Annotated in this window: 17 protein-coding genes and 1 CRISPR repeat array; of the genes, 4 read left to right on the forward strand and 13 right to left on the reverse strand. The window is 46.0% G+C overall.

Going from position 1 to position 17,845, the window contains the following annotated elements; genetic code table 11:
- Positions 1 to 246 precede the first annotated feature (246 nt).
- From JGK36_RS00620 to JGK36_RS00635, 4 genes are all read right to left on the reverse strand, one after another.
- Positions 247 to 1,170 carry an MBL fold metallo-hydrolase gene (locus tag JGK36_RS00620; RefSeq protein WP_293174734.1) on the reverse strand — a complete coding sequence of 308 codons (924 nt, stop codon included), beginning with the start codon at positions 1,168 to 1,170 and terminating at the stop codon, positions 247 to 249.
- A gap of 263 nt (positions 1,171 to 1,433) precedes the next feature.
- The gene (locus JGK36_RS00625; RefSeq protein ID WP_293174989.1) at positions 1,434 to 2,669 is read right to left on the reverse strand and encodes a transposase; all 1,236 of its coding nucleotides are present in this window, start codon (positions 2,667 to 2,669) and stop codon (positions 1,434 to 1,436) included.
- A gap of 46 nt (positions 2,670 to 2,715) precedes the next feature.
- Positions 2,716 to 2,859 carry a hypothetical protein gene (locus JGK36_RS00630; RefSeq protein ID WP_293174987.1) on the reverse strand — a complete coding sequence of 48 codons (144 nt, stop codon included), beginning with the start codon at positions 2,857 to 2,859 and terminating at the stop codon, positions 2,716 to 2,718.
- Positions 2,860 to 3,192: 333 nt separating this feature from the next.
- A complete protein-coding gene (locus tag JGK36_RS00635) occupies positions 3,193 to 3,381 on the reverse strand; it encodes a hypothetical protein (protein ID WP_293174731.1) in 189 nt (62 codons plus the stop codon).
- Between the two features lie 287 nt (positions 3,382 to 3,668).
- Between JGK36_RS00635 and JGK36_RS00640 the strand changes: the two genes are divergently transcribed.
- A complete protein-coding gene (locus JGK36_RS00640) occupies positions 3,669 to 3,842 on the forward strand; it encodes a hypothetical protein (RefSeq protein WP_293174728.1) in 174 nt (57 codons plus the stop codon).
- Between the two features lie 211 nt (positions 3,843 to 4,053).
- Positions 4,054 to 4,983 (forward strand): hypothetical protein, encoded by a 930-nt coding sequence (locus JGK36_RS00645; protein ID WP_293195720.1) that lies wholly within the window; start codon positions 4,054 to 4,056, stop codon positions 4,981 to 4,983.
- On the opposite strand, the gene JGK36_RS00650 is transcribed toward JGK36_RS00645, so the two are convergent.
- Both JGK36_RS00650 and JGK36_RS00655 read right to left on the reverse strand, forming a co-directional pair.
- Positions 4,951 to 5,565, reverse strand: coding sequence for a hypothetical protein (locus JGK36_RS00650; RefSeq protein ID WP_293195718.1), 615 nt, complete (start codon positions 5,563 to 5,565; stop codon positions 4,951 to 4,953). The genes JGK36_RS00645 and JGK36_RS00650 overlap by 33 nt on opposite strands.
- A 130-nt stretch (positions 5,566 to 5,695) precedes the next feature.
- Positions 5,696 to 5,860, reverse strand: coding sequence for a hypothetical protein (locus tag JGK36_RS00655; protein WP_293174719.1), 165 nt, complete (start codon positions 5,858 to 5,860; stop codon positions 5,696 to 5,698).
- Between the two features lie 233 nt (positions 5,861 to 6,093).
- Here JGK36_RS00655 and JGK36_RS00660 point away from each other — a divergent pair, with 233 nt between their 5' ends.
- Positions 6,094 to 6,993 carry an alpha/beta hydrolase gene (locus JGK36_RS00660; protein ID WP_293174716.1) on the forward strand — a complete coding sequence of 300 codons (900 nt, stop codon included), beginning with the start codon at positions 6,094 to 6,096 and terminating at the stop codon, positions 6,991 to 6,993.
- A gap of 391 nt (positions 6,994 to 7,384) precedes the next feature.
- Here the strand turns inward: JGK36_RS00660 and JGK36_RS00665 are convergent, their stop codons facing one another.
- Positions 7,385 to 7,912 (reverse strand): DUF4330 domain-containing protein, encoded by a 528-nt coding sequence (locus JGK36_RS00665; RefSeq protein WP_293174713.1) that lies wholly within the window; start codon positions 7,910 to 7,912, stop codon positions 7,385 to 7,387.
- A gap of 710 nt (positions 7,913 to 8,622) precedes the next feature.
- Here JGK36_RS00665 and JGK36_RS00670 point away from each other — a divergent pair.
- The gene (locus tag JGK36_RS00670) at positions 8,623 to 9,474 is read left to right on the forward strand and encodes a M48 family metallopeptidase (RefSeq protein ID WP_293195716.1); all 852 of its coding nucleotides are present in this window, start codon (positions 8,623 to 8,625) and stop codon (positions 9,472 to 9,474) included.
- 556 nt (positions 9,475 to 10,030) lie between these two features.
- Positions 10,031 to 11,602: direct repeats of the CRISPR family, unit length 36 nt; unit sequence GTTTCAATCCCCTTGCGGGGAAGTCGTTTGGGAAAG.
- Between the two features lie 392 nt (positions 11,603 to 11,994).
- On the opposite strand, the gene JGK36_RS00675 is transcribed toward JGK36_RS00670, so the two are convergent.
- The 6 genes from JGK36_RS00675 to rfbF all read right to left on the reverse strand — a co-directional run bounded on the left by JGK36_RS00675 (position 11,995) and on the right by rfbF (position 17,439).
- On the reverse strand, positions 11,995 to 12,774 hold the full coding sequence (locus tag JGK36_RS00675; protein WP_293195714.1) for a metallophosphoesterase family protein: 780 nt from the start codon (positions 12,772 to 12,774) through the stop codon (positions 11,995 to 11,997).
- Positions 12,775 to 13,302: 528 nt separating this feature from the next.
- Positions 13,303 to 14,049: a DUF1995 family protein gene (locus JGK36_RS00680; protein WP_293195711.1), complete on the reverse strand. Its 747-nt coding sequence runs from the start codon at positions 14,047 to 14,049 to the stop codon at positions 13,303 to 13,305.
- A 147-nt stretch (positions 14,050 to 14,196) separates the two neighbouring features.
- Entirely contained in the window at positions 14,197 to 14,940 is a 744-nt protein-coding gene (locus JGK36_RS00685) for a cyclase family protein (RefSeq protein WP_293195709.1), read from the reverse strand.
- The gene (locus JGK36_RS00690) at positions 14,924 to 15,088 is read right to left on the reverse strand and encodes a hypothetical protein (RefSeq protein ID WP_293174698.1); all 165 of its coding nucleotides are present in this window, start codon (positions 15,086 to 15,088) and stop codon (positions 14,924 to 14,926) included. Before JGK36_RS00690 ends, JGK36_RS00685 begins: the two co-directional genes overlap by 17 nt.
- A 41-nt stretch (positions 15,089 to 15,129) precedes the next feature.
- Positions 15,130 to 16,212, reverse strand: a complete 1,083-nt coding sequence (locus tag JGK36_RS00695) for an acyl-CoA dehydrogenase family protein (protein ID WP_293195707.1) — start codon at positions 16,210 to 16,212, stop codon at positions 15,130 to 15,132.
- Between the two features lie 450 nt (positions 16,213 to 16,662).
- The gene (gene rfbF / locus JGK36_RS00700; protein ID WP_293174692.1) at positions 16,663 to 17,439 is read right to left on the reverse strand and encodes a glucose-1-phosphate cytidylyltransferase; all 777 of its coding nucleotides are present in this window, start codon (positions 17,437 to 17,439) and stop codon (positions 16,663 to 16,665) included.
- Positions 17,440 to 17,845: the final 406 nt, after the last annotated feature.

The following is a 17,845-nucleotide window of genomic DNA, read 5'->3' on the forward strand; positions in this document are numbered from 1 at the left end:
TTCTCTACGACTTAAGCCGGGGCTTGTATCCGTCTTTGAGTCAGGTCAGCCCTCACTTAAATTTTAGATTTCAGACCTCAAGATTTACCATAAAGAATTGGTTGAAAGCCTCTCTCTTTGAGGGAGAAATAAAAATCAGACTATTCATTACTCCCATCCTCTTCCTTGTAGATGCCGCTCTCAAACTGTCAACTGTCAACTGTCAACTGTCAACTGTTTAAGAACCATCTGGCAATCTCAAATCCATCACGCAGGCACTTTAGGGGCTTCCACCGACCCTTCAGACGACCCTTCAGACAAATCCTTGTTTTGAGGAGGCAGCAACTGTAACGACAAACCTTCCCGCGCCATCAAACTGTTCGGGAACCTTTGAGCCACTTGCTCTCCCACCTTGTCTAAAAACTCGTCATTGTGCAGCGGATCGTGGTGAAAAATCACCAACTTTTTGACATTAGCAGCCTTTGCCACCTTCACCGCTTCCTGCCAAGTCGAATGTCCCCAGCCAACCCTGCTAGACTTTTCCGAATAATACTCATCATCCGTATAAGTAGCATCATAGATCAGCACCTCAGCATCGCGAGCCAAATACAGCACATTTTCGTCCAAACGATCGGGAAAATGTTCAGTATCAGTCACGTAAGCAGCCGCATAACCCCGCCAGTTGACGCGGTAGCCGATCGCTTCACCGGGGTGGTTCAACAAAGCTGTTTCCACCTTAATCTCTCCGATTTCCATGGGTTCACCCACTTCTATATCGTTAAATTTCAGGTCTGCCCCCATAATTTGCAGGGGCACCGGAAAATTAGGGTGGAGCATCTGGTCGTTGAGTCGCTGCTGGATAGTAGCTTGATTAGGAGTAGGAGCAACGGCCCCATAGATGTGAAAACAATTGCCTTTAATAAAAGCTGGGACAAAAAATGGGAATCCTTGAATGTGATCCCAGTGAGTGTGAGTAAAAAACATATGAGCTTCTACGGGCATCTGCGACAGGAGAGTTTGTCCCAAAACCCGCAACCCAGTACCGCCATCGAAAATTAGGCGGCTGTCACCCACTCGCATTTCTATACAGGGCGTGTTGCCCCCGTAACGTACTGTTTCAGCTCCGGGAGACGCTATACTACCTCTAACGCCCCAAAAGTGAACCGTAAATTGGTTTTGCATACTAGACATGGGTTTTCCTGCAAGATTGTTCCGGCGAGCCATCGATAAGGTGTTTACATAATATTAGTAAGGCTTTTACCATCAAACCCAAGCTTTTTGACGGTCTAGTTTCCCACTTGTTGGAAGTGCCAAGAGTCTCGCTTCCCAGAAAATGCAAAACTGTTGGGCTTGATAACTGAGGAATAAATTACAAGGTGGACTGATGAAGTCTCGATCGTAACTATTCTTTTCTCTCTTCACTAGCGTAACCGATACTTTTTTGCTAACATTCGTCAACAAATACATAGGCTGAGATGTTCTCTCAACCAAGGTGTATCAACCGATGCCCGCAAGAAAATCCCGCGAGCACCATTTAGATCCCTGTTCATGCAGCGTCCATCTCGGTCTCTAATAACACGAGAACCGCCAATCTTCTTGACTTCTCCAGTCCAAGAAACTGTCTTTGATGTATAAGCTTCGTTGATGTCAGTCAGGGCTACCTTACCTGACTCCCAAGCTTTCCATTCAAGATGTTTCTTGAACTGATAATGAGATAAAGTCAGCATCTGACGCACGGTTTTAGAGCGAATTTTGCGACGTGACTTGCTAACCATCTTTGAAGATTCAAATGATGGCAATAAGATGACATCGAAATTATCAACTAAGAATTTAGCAGTCTTGTCGTGCAACTCTTTAACCATGTGTTGAACCTTGGACTTCAACCTGTCAGCAGCCTTTTTAAATCTTTTCTTCTGCGCGCTAGGAGATGCGCTCATTTTTGAGATTAACCTGTCTAGCTTGAAGCACAGTTTTTGGATTTGAAGATTGGAGTCATTGCCGAGATATCCGTAAGAACTCTCGGAAATAAAAGTCATGAACGTGCGAACACCGGGATCTAAGGCAACCACGCGACCTTGGTTGTCGGTCTGACGCGGCTGCACTTCTTCGGAGACAATTAGATAATACTCGCCATAGGCAAGCATTAGCCGTCCGTCACTGAAATCCTTGGGTAATGCCTCTTTCAGCTTTGACCGACCCAATATTGTGTGATAGATGCCACAATCTTTGATTGCAGATTTAGGGATGTAAATAGATTGCTTTGTATCCTTGCGACTGCGGAATTTACAGCGACGCACTTGTCCGTCTTTTTTGAAGTCTGCTTTGGCTTTTTTGACGGCTTGACAGGCGTCTTTAATTGCAATTGATTTAATTTGAAATGGAACCGATGACGCCCAGTCAGGTAATGAGTTGAGAATCCCTGTCTTGATCGTTAGCCAGTTGGCTTTGGTTCCCGGCTCCTGTAAGTATTTAATTGTTGCATTAAATACGAATCGGGAAACACCGAACCATCTTTTCAACAGAGCTTTTTGTTCAGGGCTGGGGAATATTCGGATCTTTCTTGATTTTCTGGCTGTAGCTCCTGAGGCCGTGCATTCGGCAACGGTAGCCGTGAAGGATGGCAAGAAAATCGGCTGTGAGTTCGGTTTCAGGGCAGTGAAAAGGGTTTGAGAGAACCAGGAGTTCTCCACCGTTTTGCTTGACCATAAACTCGAATAGCTCAAATCCGAATCTGCTTTAGATGTCTCTACAGGCAACAACAATCTTGAGCTGATCTGTGCGCATAACTCTGACCAGTAGGGCTTGCAGTCCTTTTCTCTTAAAGTTGAGTCCAGAGCCGATGCCTTGGAGGATTTCAGCTTCTGGATATCGTTCTCGCATAAATTCAACTTGCCTAGCAAGGTCGTCTCGCTGTTTGGTTGAACTGACGCGACATTCGCAAATAGTTCCCACGACAATTGCACCGCGCTGGTATGACTCAACATCGTAGAGTCTTTGTCCTGCTTCGTTTTTGATGCTTTTGATCTTGCCTTCATCGGAGAACTTCCTGATATGTGTTTGCGTGCAAGCCCAGAAATTTGACTCATGAGTCTGAGTGGTATATATGCCATTCACTCAATCTAGGCGGTTTGTTACCAAATGTTAACATTCGTTAGAAAACTATATACTGTTGATTTACCCCATCTCAAGTGAAGTTTCTTTCCAGAGGATTATTTAACGGGCGATGCCGCCGTCCTTGGAACTTTTGCCGTCCGATTCCGAGTGACTGGAACTTTTGCCCGATCGCTCCCTAAAATAAAAAGGAAATCCTCTGCGGTCGTACTCGATCGAGGTCGTACCGAGGAATGGGATTCGGTCGTGCCAATTTAATGCCCTACCTGAAAAAATTATAGCTGATGGCAACGCATCTGTTTGCTGGCAACGCTCGACTCCTACTCAGCTTTTGTTCTAGTTTGGGAGGGCGATCGACATTTTCTTCAAAAATCTTAGCCAATGAGGCTGGTTTGAAACGCTGCACAGCTTGACAGCGAGCTGGACGGACCGCCGTAGGTGTCGGCCACAGCATCCAAAAAGTATGATTTGATTCATGGCAGAAGCATTTCTCAACTGTAGGCCTCCGATCCCAACCACGATCGCAATCAGTGATTCTACCCAATTTTTCAATTATTTAATCTAAAATCGGAAATGGTATGACACCGGGCGTAGCGAGATCCCAGACTGTTGGCAAAAGGCTATATTTTCGTCGCGCAGTTCTCGGCGGGCGAATTCCAGCACTCAAAATACCCGAAATTTCTGAAATTGTCAATTTTTGTGTTTTTTGCCGGCACCCAACTCCGATCGCCTTTGAACTCAAAAGTCAGTGAGAAATATTCGTGCGTTACCTGTTGTGCTTTTCCCAACTATCTTCAATCAGTCTTTTGCGAGTAATAAGTTCTCGGAATTTGACTCATCTGTGGCACTCACCACAAGTTGATATTTCTGGTATTCTAAAGTCTCACACTCTTGTTTGGAAAAAATCAAAATCTGTACAAAAGACGCCTAAATAACTTAAAGTTATTTGTAAAAAAAGTAACTATGAATCAATTTAAAAAAACTACAACTAAGCTGAATCAAACCGTAACGAAAGAGTCCGATCGCACTTTGCAACTAGGTCAGCTTCCTTTGAGCGAGATCTCCTTAGAAATGACTGAGGCCGGAGCTTTGAGGACATTTAGCAGTCTAGACGATCGCCCGCAGGAAACCCCAGAGAGAACCGAAAAAAAACGCCGGAGGGTGGATGGGAAGAGCAATCGAGCTCGATCGCCTGTGGTTTCTAGCGCCTTTCTCAAGTGGCTGCTACCGCGTTTGAGTCGATCGAAAGGTGGGTTGGCGGCTTTCACCCTGGCAGCAGTTTGGGGGTGGTGGAACAGTCAGTTATTGCTTTCGACAGGGTTGGGGATCGCAGCGATGATGCTGGTTTACCGAGGGCAGTCCGGGGAATGGCAATTGCTGCGATCGAAAGCCGAGCAATTTTGGCAGAGCCCGAACCGCCGGTTGGTTTTAGCAGTAGGCGCCGGCGGGATTGCTACCTTGGGTGCTTACATGAGTTTGGCGATTTGGGCGGACTCTGAGAGCCACTGGATGGCTTTGAGCCTGATTTTGCAGAATTTTGGCACGATCGCGATTGCAGGGCTGTTGCTGCGCCAAGCGCTGAGTCTGGGATCCTCAAAAGATGAAGATGAAGCAGCGCTCGATCGGATCTTGGGAGATTTGACTGATGCTGACCCTGTGAAGCGTTTGATTGCAGTGCGGCAAATGACCGATTTGGTGAATCAGGGTGGGTTTAACCGCGTGACTTCTGTCAAAAGTTGGAGCGCCCGTTCCCGGGCTGCCGAGTGCTTTCGCCTGATGTTGAGTCGGGAACCCGAGGCTATAGTCCGCAATGCCATTCTTGAAGGTTTGCAGACTTGGGACGATACTTATGGCATTGTTTTAGAATCCAAAAATAAAGTCATCGACTATTAGCTGACCGTCAAAAGCATAAAATGTAATGCGATGAATGTTCGGGGCTTTGACGCGCAGGGGTGTGTTGGGCGCGATCGGAGAATTAGACCCTGCTAGATTCGGCGCCGGCATTTCATCTTGAACGATCGGGTTACCGTCGATGTCGCAAGCAGATAAAACCGTTCGCCGCGAACTGGTGACAAGTCCTGCTACGCTGCGAACTGGATACTTGAAACTTACTTCTATTAGTCCGCTTTTTGGGGCACCCATTAACACTGTTGAGCCAGAAACCGTTAGGAATGCTGGGTTTGAAGGTTGGATGGCGACGGCATTGCTAAAAGTCACTCCCCAATGGGCAAACTGGTTGTCTACTACTTCAAAGCATTTCAATTCTTCTAAAGCTAGGCGAACCATTCCCGGTGCGCTGACGCGCGATCGCACATCTAACCCTGAACCCGATCGTTCTGGAGTGGCGACAAATGTCTGTTTGCCGTTTAAATCCATGCTTCGACAGGCAGTATCAAACTCTGCAAACCCGTCAGCTAGAAGACTTTTTGCATCAACCATAAAACCCTCGCGATCCCGTTTCCTAAGCAGTTGCATTTTTTATACCTCCCTGATATTAGTTGTTTCTTGTGTTTTGGAATTGATAGCGGCGAGGCTCGTGATTTCATTGCCTGCAATCAGAGGTATGGAAAACCCATCGCCCGCCTTTTAACAGAAACCTTCGACATTAAAAGCCACTGCTCCGTAAAATATGGTAATTAATTATTTGCGATCGGCGATCGGGTGTAAACCTGCCGCGATTAAAAGCTAGATCTGATACCGCTGCTTTCCGAGTGCCTGCTTTCGGAGTCGGCGAACCGACTTGATTGTGTTGAGGGGTCTTACCCATCATTTTGTTATTATCTCCGATCGCAAGTAGTTTGCAACGGTGAGGATAACTGCACAACCTGAGCGCGCAGATCGCAAAACTTAGTTGCTGTGTGTAGTTTCAGGCTTCACTTGTACTAAAATAGATTGAAATCAATACTGAATCTTTACAAAAACGGCGCCAGCTTTGCAATCTTTTTAAATAAAGACGAGGCGACCCGCGAAACTCTACAATCTCACAGCGATTGAGGCTTATTTATGCTTGTTCCTCTCGGCTTCGGTCAGCGATCGATCGTGACTTCTCTCGGCAGAATGGTATATTACACTGCTGAAAAAATGCCTTGGATCGGATTGCCGAACTCAAATTCGGAAAATAAACCGAACTTAGTATTTTTTCACGGCTTTGGGGGCGGGTCAAGTGCCTACGAATGGTCGAAAGTTTATCCGGCTTTTGCAGCGGAATATCGAGTCTTAGCACCGGATTTAATCGGTTGGGGGCGATCGGAACATCCCCAAAAAAATTATCAGGTCGAAGATTATATCACATCTCTGATCCAATTTATCGAAAAAACTTGCGGAAGTCCTACGGATGTGATAGCTTCTTCGCTGACAGGGGCGATCGCGATTCGAGCTGCGATCGCCCGCCCGGATCTGTTCAAATCGCTGATTTTGACGATTCCCAGCGGTTTGTCAGACTTCGGACAAGATTACGGCAGCAGTTTCTTTGCTAAACTCGTCAACACTCCAATTTTAGACCGCTTGCTCTACAGTACGGGCATTGCCACAGATGGCGGCATTCGCAGCTTTTTAGAAGAGCGCCAATTTGCCGATTCCCGTCGAGTCTACCAAGAAATTGTCGATGCTTATCTGCAATCTGCTTTGGAACCAAATGCAGAATATGCAGCCTTGTCTTTTGTGCGGGGAGATTTGTGTTTTGATTTGTCACTTTATATCACTCAGCTAACAACACCGACTGCGATTATTTGGGGTGAAAAATCTCAGTTTACTAGCCCCGAGATTGGCCAGCGGTTGGCTAATCTCAACCCGGATGCAATTAAGGTTTTTCAAACTCTGGAAAATGTGGGTTTGACTCCGCAGTTGGAAGTTCCGGCTGTGACTATTGGTTTAATTCGGCAGTATTTAAGGTTGTTTTCTTAAGAGTAAAGAAGTTCGGCAACCAATTCTGTAACGGATTTGACGGATGTCACGGATAGAGGTTCCAAGTTCGAGGAAAGAAGAAGGTCTGCTCGTGTCTGGGACGCAACTGTCAAAATTAATCAAGGTACGTAGTTGGGCTTGAGCCTCCTTTAAATATATGTGTAAAGAGGGCTGAAGCCCAACTACGTACCTATTTGACTGTCAACTGACTATTCTTTGACTCGCACGTTGATGACGCTGGCGTTGAAATCGAAGCAGGGTAGTTTTATTGTCGGGAGATGAAAGCATCGCTCAAAATTAATCAAGGTACGTAGTTGGGCTTTAGCCCTCTTTAAATATATGTGTAAAGAGGGCTGAAGCCCAACTACGTACCTATTTGACTGTCAACTGACTATTCTTTGACTCGCACGTCGATGACGCTGGCGTTGAAAATGTATTTTTTGCCTTCAAGTTCGAGAGTAGTTCCGATTTTGACTTTCATATTTCCTAAAACCGGGCCGTTTTCAGTAATTTGACCTTTCCCCTCTAGAGTAAATCTCATATTTCTGCTGAAAGATTCTTCTTCTCTAGGATCTGGGACAGCTTTTAAGGTGCCGTTGGGCTGAGGAACTGCGAGGGTTCTAGTTATGGTTTTTACCTCTTTGATTGTAATCTGACCAGAGGGCTGGTTGCGGATTACTACGTTGATTTTATCGCCGGCTTTGAATAACTCTTGAAAGTTTGTGCCTTTGAGTCCGATCGCAATTGCATCCATTTCTACGGTTTTGACGCTGGCGCCGCCGACTTGGGCGACGGAACCGCCGGAAGTACCGGGAAAGAAGAAGATGCCGACTGCAACTAGCAGCACAATCATTGCTGCACCTACGTCTAGAATGCTGAGTTTGCCGAACAACCGGCCTTGAGAATCCAAAATTTTCATAAATCGCTTACTTAATTCACTGACAGCGACAGGAGTATCTGTACAAGCCAAAAGATATTACCACAACGATCGCCCAAAATCCGCAGGACTTGGAGAGTGGGGGATGGGAAGAGGGGGAGATGGGGAGAGGGGAGAGTGGTTAAAATTTAGGAACAAGTTAAAATAGCAACTAAGTAGCGTTATATTTCGTCTGCCGATTTAGTGACTTTTTGAGTTTTTCCTAAAAAAAAAGACCGGGCGGTTGAAACCGCGTCTATACAAACAAAACCTGCCTCCGCAGGTTGAAGAAGCGACGGTTGAAATTACATTATTTTCTTGAGTCTCGCGTTTCGCGGACGGGTGCATCTGGCGCAAGGAAGAGGGCGAAGCATGACCGCATATAAGTTATTAGTTATAATCTCCTATTTTCTGCGGTCATGCTTCGCCCCTACGAATATATAGCGGTTCTCAGAAAGATGAGGTATGTTGTTGGGCTTCAGCCCTCTTGGTTTAAGCGGTTATATAAGCTGTCAGTCATACCTCATCTTTTTGATAAAGGCTATATTCGCCTTGCGCCAGATGCACCCTAGCGGACTTTGTTTTTGTAGATTCGGTTTCAACCGACATCTTATCTCCTTCTTCCTTCTTCCTTCTTCCTTCTTCCTTCTTCCTTCTTCCTTCTTCCTTCTTCCTTCCTTCTTCCTTCTTCCTTCTTCTAGGGCGTATAAATCATGTTAAAAGGTTTTTGGTTGACTTGTCGGCGTAGTTGTGGCCGGGGGATTTATCTATTTCTGTCGGTGATTGTGGCTGCGGGTATCTGCGTGATTTCCCCACAACCGACTCAAGCATTTTCTTTACCGGAACTGATTTTGCGGGGGATTCAAGTTATTCAATTGTCGAATATGTCCGATCGCCAGGAGGTGACTGTTGGCCGACAAATCAATCAGCAGTTGGCGAATAGGGAGTTTAGGATCGATCGCGATCGGGCTACTACAGCATACATCAACCGCATCGGTCAGCGACTGGCCCAAGAAAGCGATCGCCCGGATATTCCTTATACTTTTCAGGTGATTGACGATAACAATATTAATGCTTTTGCGACGATGGGCGGTTTTGTTTATGTGAATAAGGGTTTGATGGCGGCGGCGGATAATGAGGCGGAGTTAGCAAGTGTGATCGCGCATGAAATCGGGCATATTAGTGCTCGCCATTCGATTAAGCAAATGCGTCAAATGGCGATCGCATCTGGTGTTGCTTCGGCGACTGGGCTGGATGGTTCTAAGGCGGTACAGATTGGGGTGGAGTTGGCTTTGCGTCGCCCTCACAGCCGTCAAGCTGAGTATGAGGCGGATCAGTTGGGTTTGCAAACTATGGGGCGATCGGGCTACGCTCAATCTGGGATGGTTGATTTTATGAAGAAGTTGCTAAATAAGCCTTCTCCACCAAGTATTTTGAGCACTCACCCGGCGACTAGCGATCGAATTGCTGCGATTTCCCAGGCGATCGATCCGGATCTGGCTAGCGGTGAGGGTTTGAATAATGCGGCTTATAAGCTGGAAATGCGTCGGTTGTTGCGATCGTAGTTTTTGGTAGGGTGGGTGAGTTGCGTTGAAGTGCGATCGAACTCAAGGTGACGCATTCTATAGAACCCATTTGAGAGCTATTTTGCGTAAATCTGAGAAACCGGGTTTCTTTCTATATGTCTCATCACCCAACCGAAAAACTCGTAGAAACCCGGTTTCTTGCCATGAGCGTAAATCTGAGAAACCGGGTTTCTCTCTATATGTCTCGTCACCCAACCGAAAAACTCGTAGAAACCCGGTTTCTTGCCATGAGCGTAAATCTCAGAAACCGGGTTTCTCTCTATATTTCTCGTCACCCAACCCAAAAACTCGTAGAAACCCGGTTTCTTGCCCCTTGCCTAAATCTGAGAAACCGGGTTTCTCTCTATATTTCTCGTCACCCAACCGAAAAACTCGTAGAAACCCGGTTTCTTGCCCCTTGCCTAAATCTGAGAAACCGGGTTTCTCTCTATATTTCTCGTCACACAACCCAAAAACTCAAAGATGTCAAATGGGTTCTATAACTGACACATAAAACTCAAGAAACCGGGTTTTTCACCGAGATTAAGTTTTTGGAGTTTCAATCCCCTTGCGGGGGAGTGGTTTGGGAAAGAAGCAAAATTCCAAGTGATTTGGCAATCAAAATCAAGAAGTTTCAATCCCCTTGCGGGGAAGTCGTTTGGGAAAGTCAACAAAGTCAAAACCTTGAGTTTAACAATTTCATGTTTCAATCCCCTTGCGGGGGAGTGGTTTGGGAAAGTTCAGTGCAGAGAGGTACAAGAAAGCATACCGTTTCAATCCCCTTGCGGGGGAGTGGTTTGGGAAAGACTGTTTCTGTCTCGGGTGCACTCGCACAACGTTGGGGCGTTTCAATCCCCTTGCGGGGGAGTGGTTTGGGAAAGAACCTATAGAAGCGGAAGTTGAAATTCTGACTTTTAATAGAGTTTCAATCCCCTTGCGGGGGAGTGGTTTGGGAAAGCTGACAGAGAACAAACTTCCAAAGTTCCAGAATCTTGTTTCAATCCCCTTGCGGGGAAGTCGTTTGGGAAAGAAGGGGAAATAATAAACCATTGTTGCTTTTTGTTTCAATCCCCTTGCGGGGAAGTCGTTTGGGAAAGTTGTATTTTCGCCATCGTTGGCGGATCGTCGCAGAAGTTTCAATCCCCTTGCGGGGAAGTCGTTTGGGAAAGTGTCTTTTCTGTCCTTATGGCAGCTTTAGCCACTCTCGTTTCAATCCCCTTGCGGGGAAGTCGTTTGGGAAAGTTGGCTAAGAAGCCAGGCGACAATTATTGCGGAATTTGGTTTCAATCCCCTTGCGGGGAAGTCGTTTGGGAAAGCTAACTCAATTTTAATTGTTGGAACAGACATCAACAGTTTCAATCCCCTTGCGGGGAAGTCGTTTGGGAAAGCCACGAAATTATTCAAGTTGCCAAGGAGGTACTTGGTTTCAATCCCCTTGCGGGGAAGTCGTTTGGGAAAGCAGACCAATTACAAGAATTAAATTTCCAGCAACCCTGCGTTTCAATCCCCTTGCGGGGAAGTAGTTTGGGAAAGGCTCGAAGAAATGAGCTATGGAGAATAGAAATGAAAACGTTTCAATCCCCTTGCGGGGAAGTAGTTTGGGAAAGTTTTGCGAAATATTGTTTTCCGAAAGTCAAATACAGTTTCAATCCCCTTGCGGGGGAGTGGTTTGGGAAAGGATTTGGGTTTGTGTATAAATTTTTCTTCGGAAGAAACAATGTTTCAATCCCCTTGCGGGGGAGTGGTTTGGGAAAGTGGATTGTTTGTTGTTTTAGTTTCTGGTTTAATCCAAAAGTTTCAATCCCCTTGCGGGGAAGTCGTTTGGGAAAGTTGACTATCAATTTTTGGAACCGGGCCGTTCAAGCTCAAGAAGTTTCAATCCCCTTGCGGGGAAGTCGTTTGGGAAAGCGACGTGTTTCGTTGCAACTGGCGGACGGCGTTCTCGTTTCAATCCCCTTGCGGGGAAGTCGTTTGGAAAAGGTACTTGTAACAAGACAGTTACGATTTTTACTGAGGAACGGTTTCAATCCCCTTGCGGGGAAGTCGTTTGGGAAAGGCTATACGAAATTCGGAGTACTTTGTACCTCTAAATGTTTCAATCCCCTTGCGGGGAAGTCGTTTGGGAAAGAGTTCGGCTACAAACCCTTACCCAGAGAGCGTTCCAGACGCCAAATCGACGCACCGTTTTTTCACTCTCAATAGATGGGGGGTCATCTTCAACAAGCATAGGATTGAAAACGCTCAACCCCAGACTACAAACACAATCGACGCACCTCAACTCAAGAATCAGGGTTTCACCGATCGCCCTAGGTGCGTCGAAATCAATTGCGGCAATGAAACCCACCGCAGCCGATCGCCCACCTAGATCAAAATCGCTTGCAGTTATGAAACCAACCGCAGGCGATCGCAAAATCTATTCAATTTTCAAAGTTCCGCGTGAAAAACCCTTGCTTTCCACTACTACAAACAATAGAGACTCAAGAACAAATTGTCAAGCTTTTCCCAGCACTTCGTTTGGAATTAAGCTTCCTGTTGAACAACAGAGTTCAACTGAGCTTTCAACTGAGCTTTTGGAGGTGGAATCTGCGGCTTCAATTGTCTGACAACTTCATCAAACGGCAAAATCCGCACTTGATTGTTAAACACATTTACCTGATAAACTCTGCGATAACTCAAGTCAAATCCAGTCAGCCAGCCACTTTTTGGATGATAAGCCCCCGTGTCAATATCCAGCCACCCTTGGCCCCTGACTAATTCCCCGGGCCTCACACCCTCAAAGGTAAACGTGATCGTGTGACCGGTAATAATTAATTTATCGGGAAAATACGGTTTCGGTATCGCGTGAAATTCCTTGCGAATCCAGCACAATTGTTCGATCGACTGTTTGTCAATTGGCATAGTTGGATGCACACCCGCGTGCACCAGCCAGATATCCCCTAAGTCTAGATGCGTTGGGAGCGATCGCAGCCAATCTAAGTGTTTGTACGGCATCATCCCTGTATCCTTGTAACTAGCGACAGTCGCATCCCCACCGCTGTACAGCCAAGACTGCCACGCCCGCATATCCACTGAGGGCCCCGACAAAGCATCTAACATCAGTTGTTCGTGGTTTCCCAGCAGCGTTTGGTAGGGGCTTTGCTGCACAAAATCTAATACCTGAGCGCTTTTCGGCCCGCGATCGATTAAATCTCCTAAAAAATATACGCGATCGTCCGAACTCGGGGCAAGTGCCTCTAGCAAAAGCATTAACCCGTCGTAATGCCCGTGTACGTCCCCAATAACAATGCGCCGCTGGTTCACTGTATTTATCCGCTTTCCTGAATCGAAACCTTAATTACTCGCTTATAGCATCTGATTTAGCTGCTATTTCCTCCGATCTTTCGCTGAGGAGGGGTGTCACCCATTATACTACTTTTATAAACTTTTGGTAAAGTTCACAATTTTATTTGCGTAGTTACAGATCGCAACACTGAGAAGTTATCCCAGCTTTCGGTATAAGTGAAGTACAAAGATACCCTAGAAACACGGGAGTGCCCTCTCCTGCAAGTCTTTCAGAGAATTGATAACCGCTGTTAATTCTGCTGTGGCAATTACTACTATCGAGTCAGTCGATTTTAGATTGACTCAACAATGATTTCACCGAATAGCATGGGTTTGAAGCCCCAGCATGAAGGCAGATTGTGATAATAGCGGAGTTTAAATCTCCGTTCTTATCACTTCGCTGTCAACTGTCAACTGTCAACTGTCAACTGTTTAAGGTGCAGGATGCGCCAGCAATGAGTCGATCGAGCAAATCGAAAATAACTCTAGCTAACGCACTCTACAATACTACTGAGTCAAAGCCTTGAGGAAAGTCTGCATTTCTGCTAACAAACCTTTCTTTTTTAGCGGTTTTGCCGGTGCAGTCGAATCGGGATCGGCGACTCCCATAGCTTTCGCTAAAATTCGTTCTAAATCGTCTCCCACAGGTTTTTGGGCAGTTTCCGAAATTAATTTGTATTCGTCGTTTATTTCCAGCCAGACTTGCCACGGTTGCGGATAGCAGCGGAATAAAGCTGCCGTATCTAGCGGCCTGATGTAATAGCAAGATTCGATTTTGCTCAGGAATCGATCGCGCAACTGACGGCCTGCGTACCCTATACCTATAGTAGCAACATCTTCCAGCCGCGGGTTGAGCAAGATCACAGGGCGGCCCGCCGCAGCTATGTAAAGTTTTTCAACTTGCGACACCTCTACCGCCGCCGGATTCACCAGCAAAAACAGTTCATCTTCCGGTGCTATATTATCTTCAACAGGAGTACGGCTGCTGCCCAAATCACTTATTTTAAAAGGTACTTCTCCCCAATCGCGGCGGGCGAGGGCGGCTGCACCAGCATCGGGAAAAAACACTTTCATCCCGGAGTGGCTTTCCTCAAATTCTGGTAAGAATTGTTGCGTGATCGACTGTGCTTGCAGGGCGATTTCGGGAAAGACTAATTCGACTTGCAGGAGATTCATGCCATCCGAGAGGGCGGCGGCGGTGGCTATGCGCGATTGGGCGATCGCATCATTGAGATCGTTAGGCAGTTCTGTCATTAATCTTATTATTCGTACTCGACTTCTCTCAATCCAATTTTACCGCATTAAGCTAATCAAAATTTAAATTAGACTTAATAAATAATCAAAATCTTGTGGGGTGGGCTTCCAGCCCGCCCGAAATATGCAATTCAAATATGCCACAGCTTAAGCTACAAAAGCTAACACGGACACGGGCGAGCCGGAACCTCCCAAAAGGCGCAATATTCCGATCGCCAAAGTGAAGTCTGCCGCAGGTAAAAAGTGGAGATTTGCCAGATTTTCCAGCACAATTCGCTGCTGTTGCAATACCATTTTATTCACAGCAAAACTTTCATCTTGTCCCGGATCGACTCCGTGAGTGTCAATACCAATTCCCGCAATCGATCGCTCTTCTAGCAAAAATTGAGTCGCAGCTCGACCAAATCCCGGAAAGTGGCAAACTCCGCCTTCGTCAGGATTGAAAAATGCTCGCTCATCATGCCATTTGGCTTGCCATCCAGTATATAATAGAACTAGATTTTCCGGTTCAATAAATTTGTGCTGGCGTTCCCAATTCAATATATCATCTATCGTTAAAGTGTAATCGGGATTGGCAAGACATTGCTCCCGAAGGTCGATCGCAATTCCGGGCAAAACTAGAGACTGGGGCGCATAACTATCAACACTCGCGCCTGCTGGATAGAAGGTATTCGGTGCGTTGATGTGAGTGCCGCTGTGTTCTCCCATGGAGAATTTTCTCAGGAAATAGCCGTTTTTGTCTATTTCAGATACTATTTCAAATTCCGGCGCTGGATCACCCGGCCAGATGGGAATCTGTGGATGAATTGCATGGGTTAAGTCTATAATGTCGCGGTAGGCGATCGTTTTTAAATTATTTGAGTTACTGTTTGAGTTAAAGTTGTTTGTCATCGACACAAAAACTCAGGTTAGCTGATATACCTACAATATTAGGACGGGCAAGATGCCCATCCCACATTTTTTTTTCTTCTTGTGGAATGGGCATCTTGCCCCTTCCAGATGCCCATCCCACATTTTTTTCTTCTTGTGGAATGGGCATCTTGCCCGTTCCAGATTCAAATCAAAATCAACCTAGCTGAATCACTCTAGAATGCGATCGAGCGTCGCTGCCATCACATCCTTTGTTTGCCCGGAAACAGTATACACCAAAGCCTCTCGATAAACTCTTCCAGCCGGGTGCAGCCTACCGTTAGCCGCACCGCTGGAAACCACCACCGCAGCGTGCCCGCACCGCACCGCCAAATCAATAGCTTCCGCTCGGAGCGCTAATTGTTCGGCTTTTGAGCTATGTTGAGATTGTAGGAAATGCTGTTTTAGCCGATCGAGCTTCTGCTCCAATTTTGTGCAAGCCGCCACAATCGCAGGCGAATCTTTAACTATCGCCGCCGCTACAATTACATCCAATCCCGCGCGAATACAGCCAAAAGTAACCGGCACAAAATTCAGGATATTTTTGCTGTCATTTTCCGCAATCCAACCGACAGGTTTAATAGAAATTATTTCCGATTCCTGCAACAACCAATTATCGAGAGTTGCTGTCACAGTATTAGTCGAATTCATCGCGATTAACGGCATGATTTCGCTGACAGCTATTTTACCAGATTCCCGTTCAATATTAGCAAAAGGCAGCAAACCAAAAACCGCGCGATTGTCTGGAAGTACCGCAGCCACAATAAACTTTTCAAACAAGCCAAAACCAGTAATCCAAGGAACATTCCCCGACAGTAGATAGCCATCTTTTACGGGAGTTGCGGTGACTGCCGGATTGCCCGTTAGCGAAGCCCTCGAAGAGGATCGCCTCAAATGCGAAAACCCAACACCCAAGCGTAACTCTTTTTGGGCGATCGCGCGCAAGTATCTGCCTTTTAGCATTTCATTGTCACTGCCAGCAATCATCGCAGTTGCGCTGTGGTGCTGAGTTTGCAGAAAAGACAAAGCCCCAGAATATCGCGCCGTCAATTCCTGATATTGGTAAAAAAGCTCCGGTGGAATACCCGCGCCGCCGTATTTTTGGGGAAAGCGCAACGCTAAGAGCGATCGATTTTCCAATCCTAAAAGTGCTGTTTTCAGCGCTTCCGAGTCACTGTCGATAATTTCCGCGCGGGGTGCAACGCACTCTTTCAGGTAACTTTCTGCGCTGTTTAGAATATATTGAAAATCCATTTTTTATGATGATTTTATAGAAGACTGGGCGGTTGAAACCGCGTCTATAGAAACAAAACCCACCTCCGTGGGTTGAATCTTCAGACTCGGCGGTTGAAACCGCGTCTACACAAACAAAACCCACCTCCGTGGGTTGAATCTTCAGAAACGGCGGTTGAAACCGCGTCTATAGAAACAAAACCCACCTCCGTGGGTTGAATCTTCAGACTCGGCGGTTGAAACCGCGTCTATAGAAACAAAACCCACCTCCGTGGGTTGAAGACAATGCGATTAAAATTATATTAGCTTCTTCAGTCTGCGGAGGCAGACTTCCTTTGTGTAGACGCGGTTTAAACCGCCGTTTCTTCAGTCTGCGGAGGCAGACTTCCTTTGTGTAGACGCGGTTTAAACCGCCGTTTTCCTGGTTTAAACCGCCGTTTTCCTGGTTTAAACCGCCATCTTAATTAATCATTATTCCCAAACTTTCCAAGGAGCCTTACCTTCATCCCAAAGCTCGTTTAAATACTTATATTCCCGATAAGTATCCATCGCATAAAAGAAGCCTTCATGGCGGTAAGCCATCAACTGTCCATCTGCTGCCAAACGCTGCATTGGCTCCTGTTCTAAAACACAATCATCCTCACCCAAATACTCAAATATCCGGCGGTTAAATATAATATATCCAACACTAATCCAGCCGTCTATTTGAGGTTTTTCAGCAAATTCTCGTACTTGACCTTCACTGTCAACATCCAAAATCCCAAAACGTGAAATCGGGCGAAATGTAGTTACAGTTGCCAGCTTACCGTGAGACTTGTGAAACTCCATCAATTTATCGATATTGACATCAGCAACTCCATCACCATAAGTCACCATAAAATTCTCGCCATCGATATATTTTTCGATCCGTTTTACCCGCCCTCCCGTCATGCTTTCTGCACCAGTATCAGCCAGCGTTACATGAAAATTTTGTTCGCGATGTTCCTGCTGATAAGTGATGGTATTTTTCCGTCCCAGACATATCGTAAAGTCATTGTTCATGGCTTCATAATTCAGGAAATATTCTTTAATCATGTTGCCGCGATAGCCCAAGCAGACAATGAAGTTTTGGAAGCCGTAGTGGGCGTAGATTTTCATGATGTGCCAAATAATCGGGCGCCCGCCGACATCAACTAAAGGCTTGGGGCGAAATTCTGTTTCTTCTCTCAGACGAGTACCAAGACCGCCCGCTAGGATGACTACTTGCATTTTTTCACCTTTTGAAAACTTATCAATTAATCTATCATCAATTATCTGGGATTTTTTCAAAGAATTATTAATAATTTCTCAGATTGAGTGAAGCTTTGTAAACCCTAAAAAAATCCTATTCTAAATACAATGTAGGGTGCGGACTGTGCATCGCGCACTTAAATGCTGCGTGCAATTCCTAACTCACTCAGTCCCGGACGCATCAACCTCAAAAAAACCTGGTTTTTAACCTAATTTGTGGGTGAGAGCGGGGTGCATCTCAATTTTGAAGAGGGCGAAGCATGACCGCATATAAGTTATTAGTTATAATCCTATATTGACTACGGTCATGCTTCGCCCCTACAAACATATTTTCCTTGCGTGAGATGCACCCTGAGAGCGCATAATTTTCGTAAAAAATTTGGTT

Source organism: Microcoleus sp. PH2017_35_SFW_U_B (assembly GCF_020737865.1).
GTDB lineage: Bacteria > Cyanobacteriota > Cyanobacteriia > Cyanobacteriales > Microcoleaceae > Microcoleus.

Bases quoted from the DNA above. Each gene is read 5' to 3' on its own strand.
- JGK36_RS00620 (WP_293174734.1), bottom strand. From the start codon at position 1,170: ATGTCTAGTATGCAAAACCAATTTACGGTTCACTTTTGGGGCGTTAGA.
- JGK36_RS00630 (WP_293174987.1), bottom strand. From the start codon at position 2,859: ATGCGAGAACGATATCCAGAAGCTGAAATCCTCCAAGGCATCGGCTCT.
- JGK36_RS00640 (WP_293174728.1), top strand. From the start codon at position 3,669: ATGACACCGGGCGTAGCGAGATCCCAGACTGTTGGCAAAAGGCTATAT.
- JGK36_RS00645 (WP_293195720.1), top strand. From the start codon at position 4,054: ATGAATCAATTTAAAAAAACTACAACTAAGCTGAATCAAACCGTAACG.
- JGK36_RS00650 (WP_293195718.1), bottom strand. From the start codon at position 5,565: ATGCAACTGCTTAGGAAACGGGATCGCGAGGGTTTTATGGTTGATGCA.
- JGK36_RS00655 (WP_293174719.1), bottom strand. From the start codon at position 5,860: ATGATGGGTAAGACCCCTCAACACAATCAAGTCGGTTCGCCGACTCCG.
- JGK36_RS00660 (WP_293174716.1), top strand. From the start codon at position 6,094: ATGCTTGTTCCTCTCGGCTTCGGTCAGCGATCGATCGTGACTTCTCTC.
- JGK36_RS00665 (WP_293174713.1), bottom strand. From the start codon at position 7,912: ATGAAAATTTTGGATTCTCAAGGCCGGTTGTTCGGCAAACTCAGCATT.
- JGK36_RS00670 (WP_293195716.1), top strand. From the start codon at position 8,623: ATGTTAAAAGGTTTTTGGTTGACTTGTCGGCGTAGTTGTGGCCGGGGG.
- JGK36_RS00680 (WP_293195711.1), bottom strand. From the start codon at position 14,049: ATGACAGAACTGCCTAACGATCTCAATGATGCGATCGCCCAATCGCGC.
- JGK36_RS00685 (WP_293195709.1), bottom strand. From the start codon at position 14,940: ATGACAAACAACTTTAACTCAAACAGTAACTCAAATAATTTAAAAACG.
- JGK36_RS00690 (WP_293174698.1), bottom strand. From the start codon at position 15,088: ATGCCCATTCCACAAGAAGAAAAAAATGTGGGATGGGCATCTGGAAGG.
- JGK36_RS00695 (WP_293195707.1), bottom strand. From the start codon at position 16,212: ATGGATTTTCAATATATTCTAAACAGCGCAGAAAGTTACCTGAAAGAG.
- rfbF (WP_293174692.1), bottom strand. From the start codon at position 17,439: ATGCAAGTAGTCATCCTAGCGGGCGGTCTTGGTACTCGTCTGAGAGAA.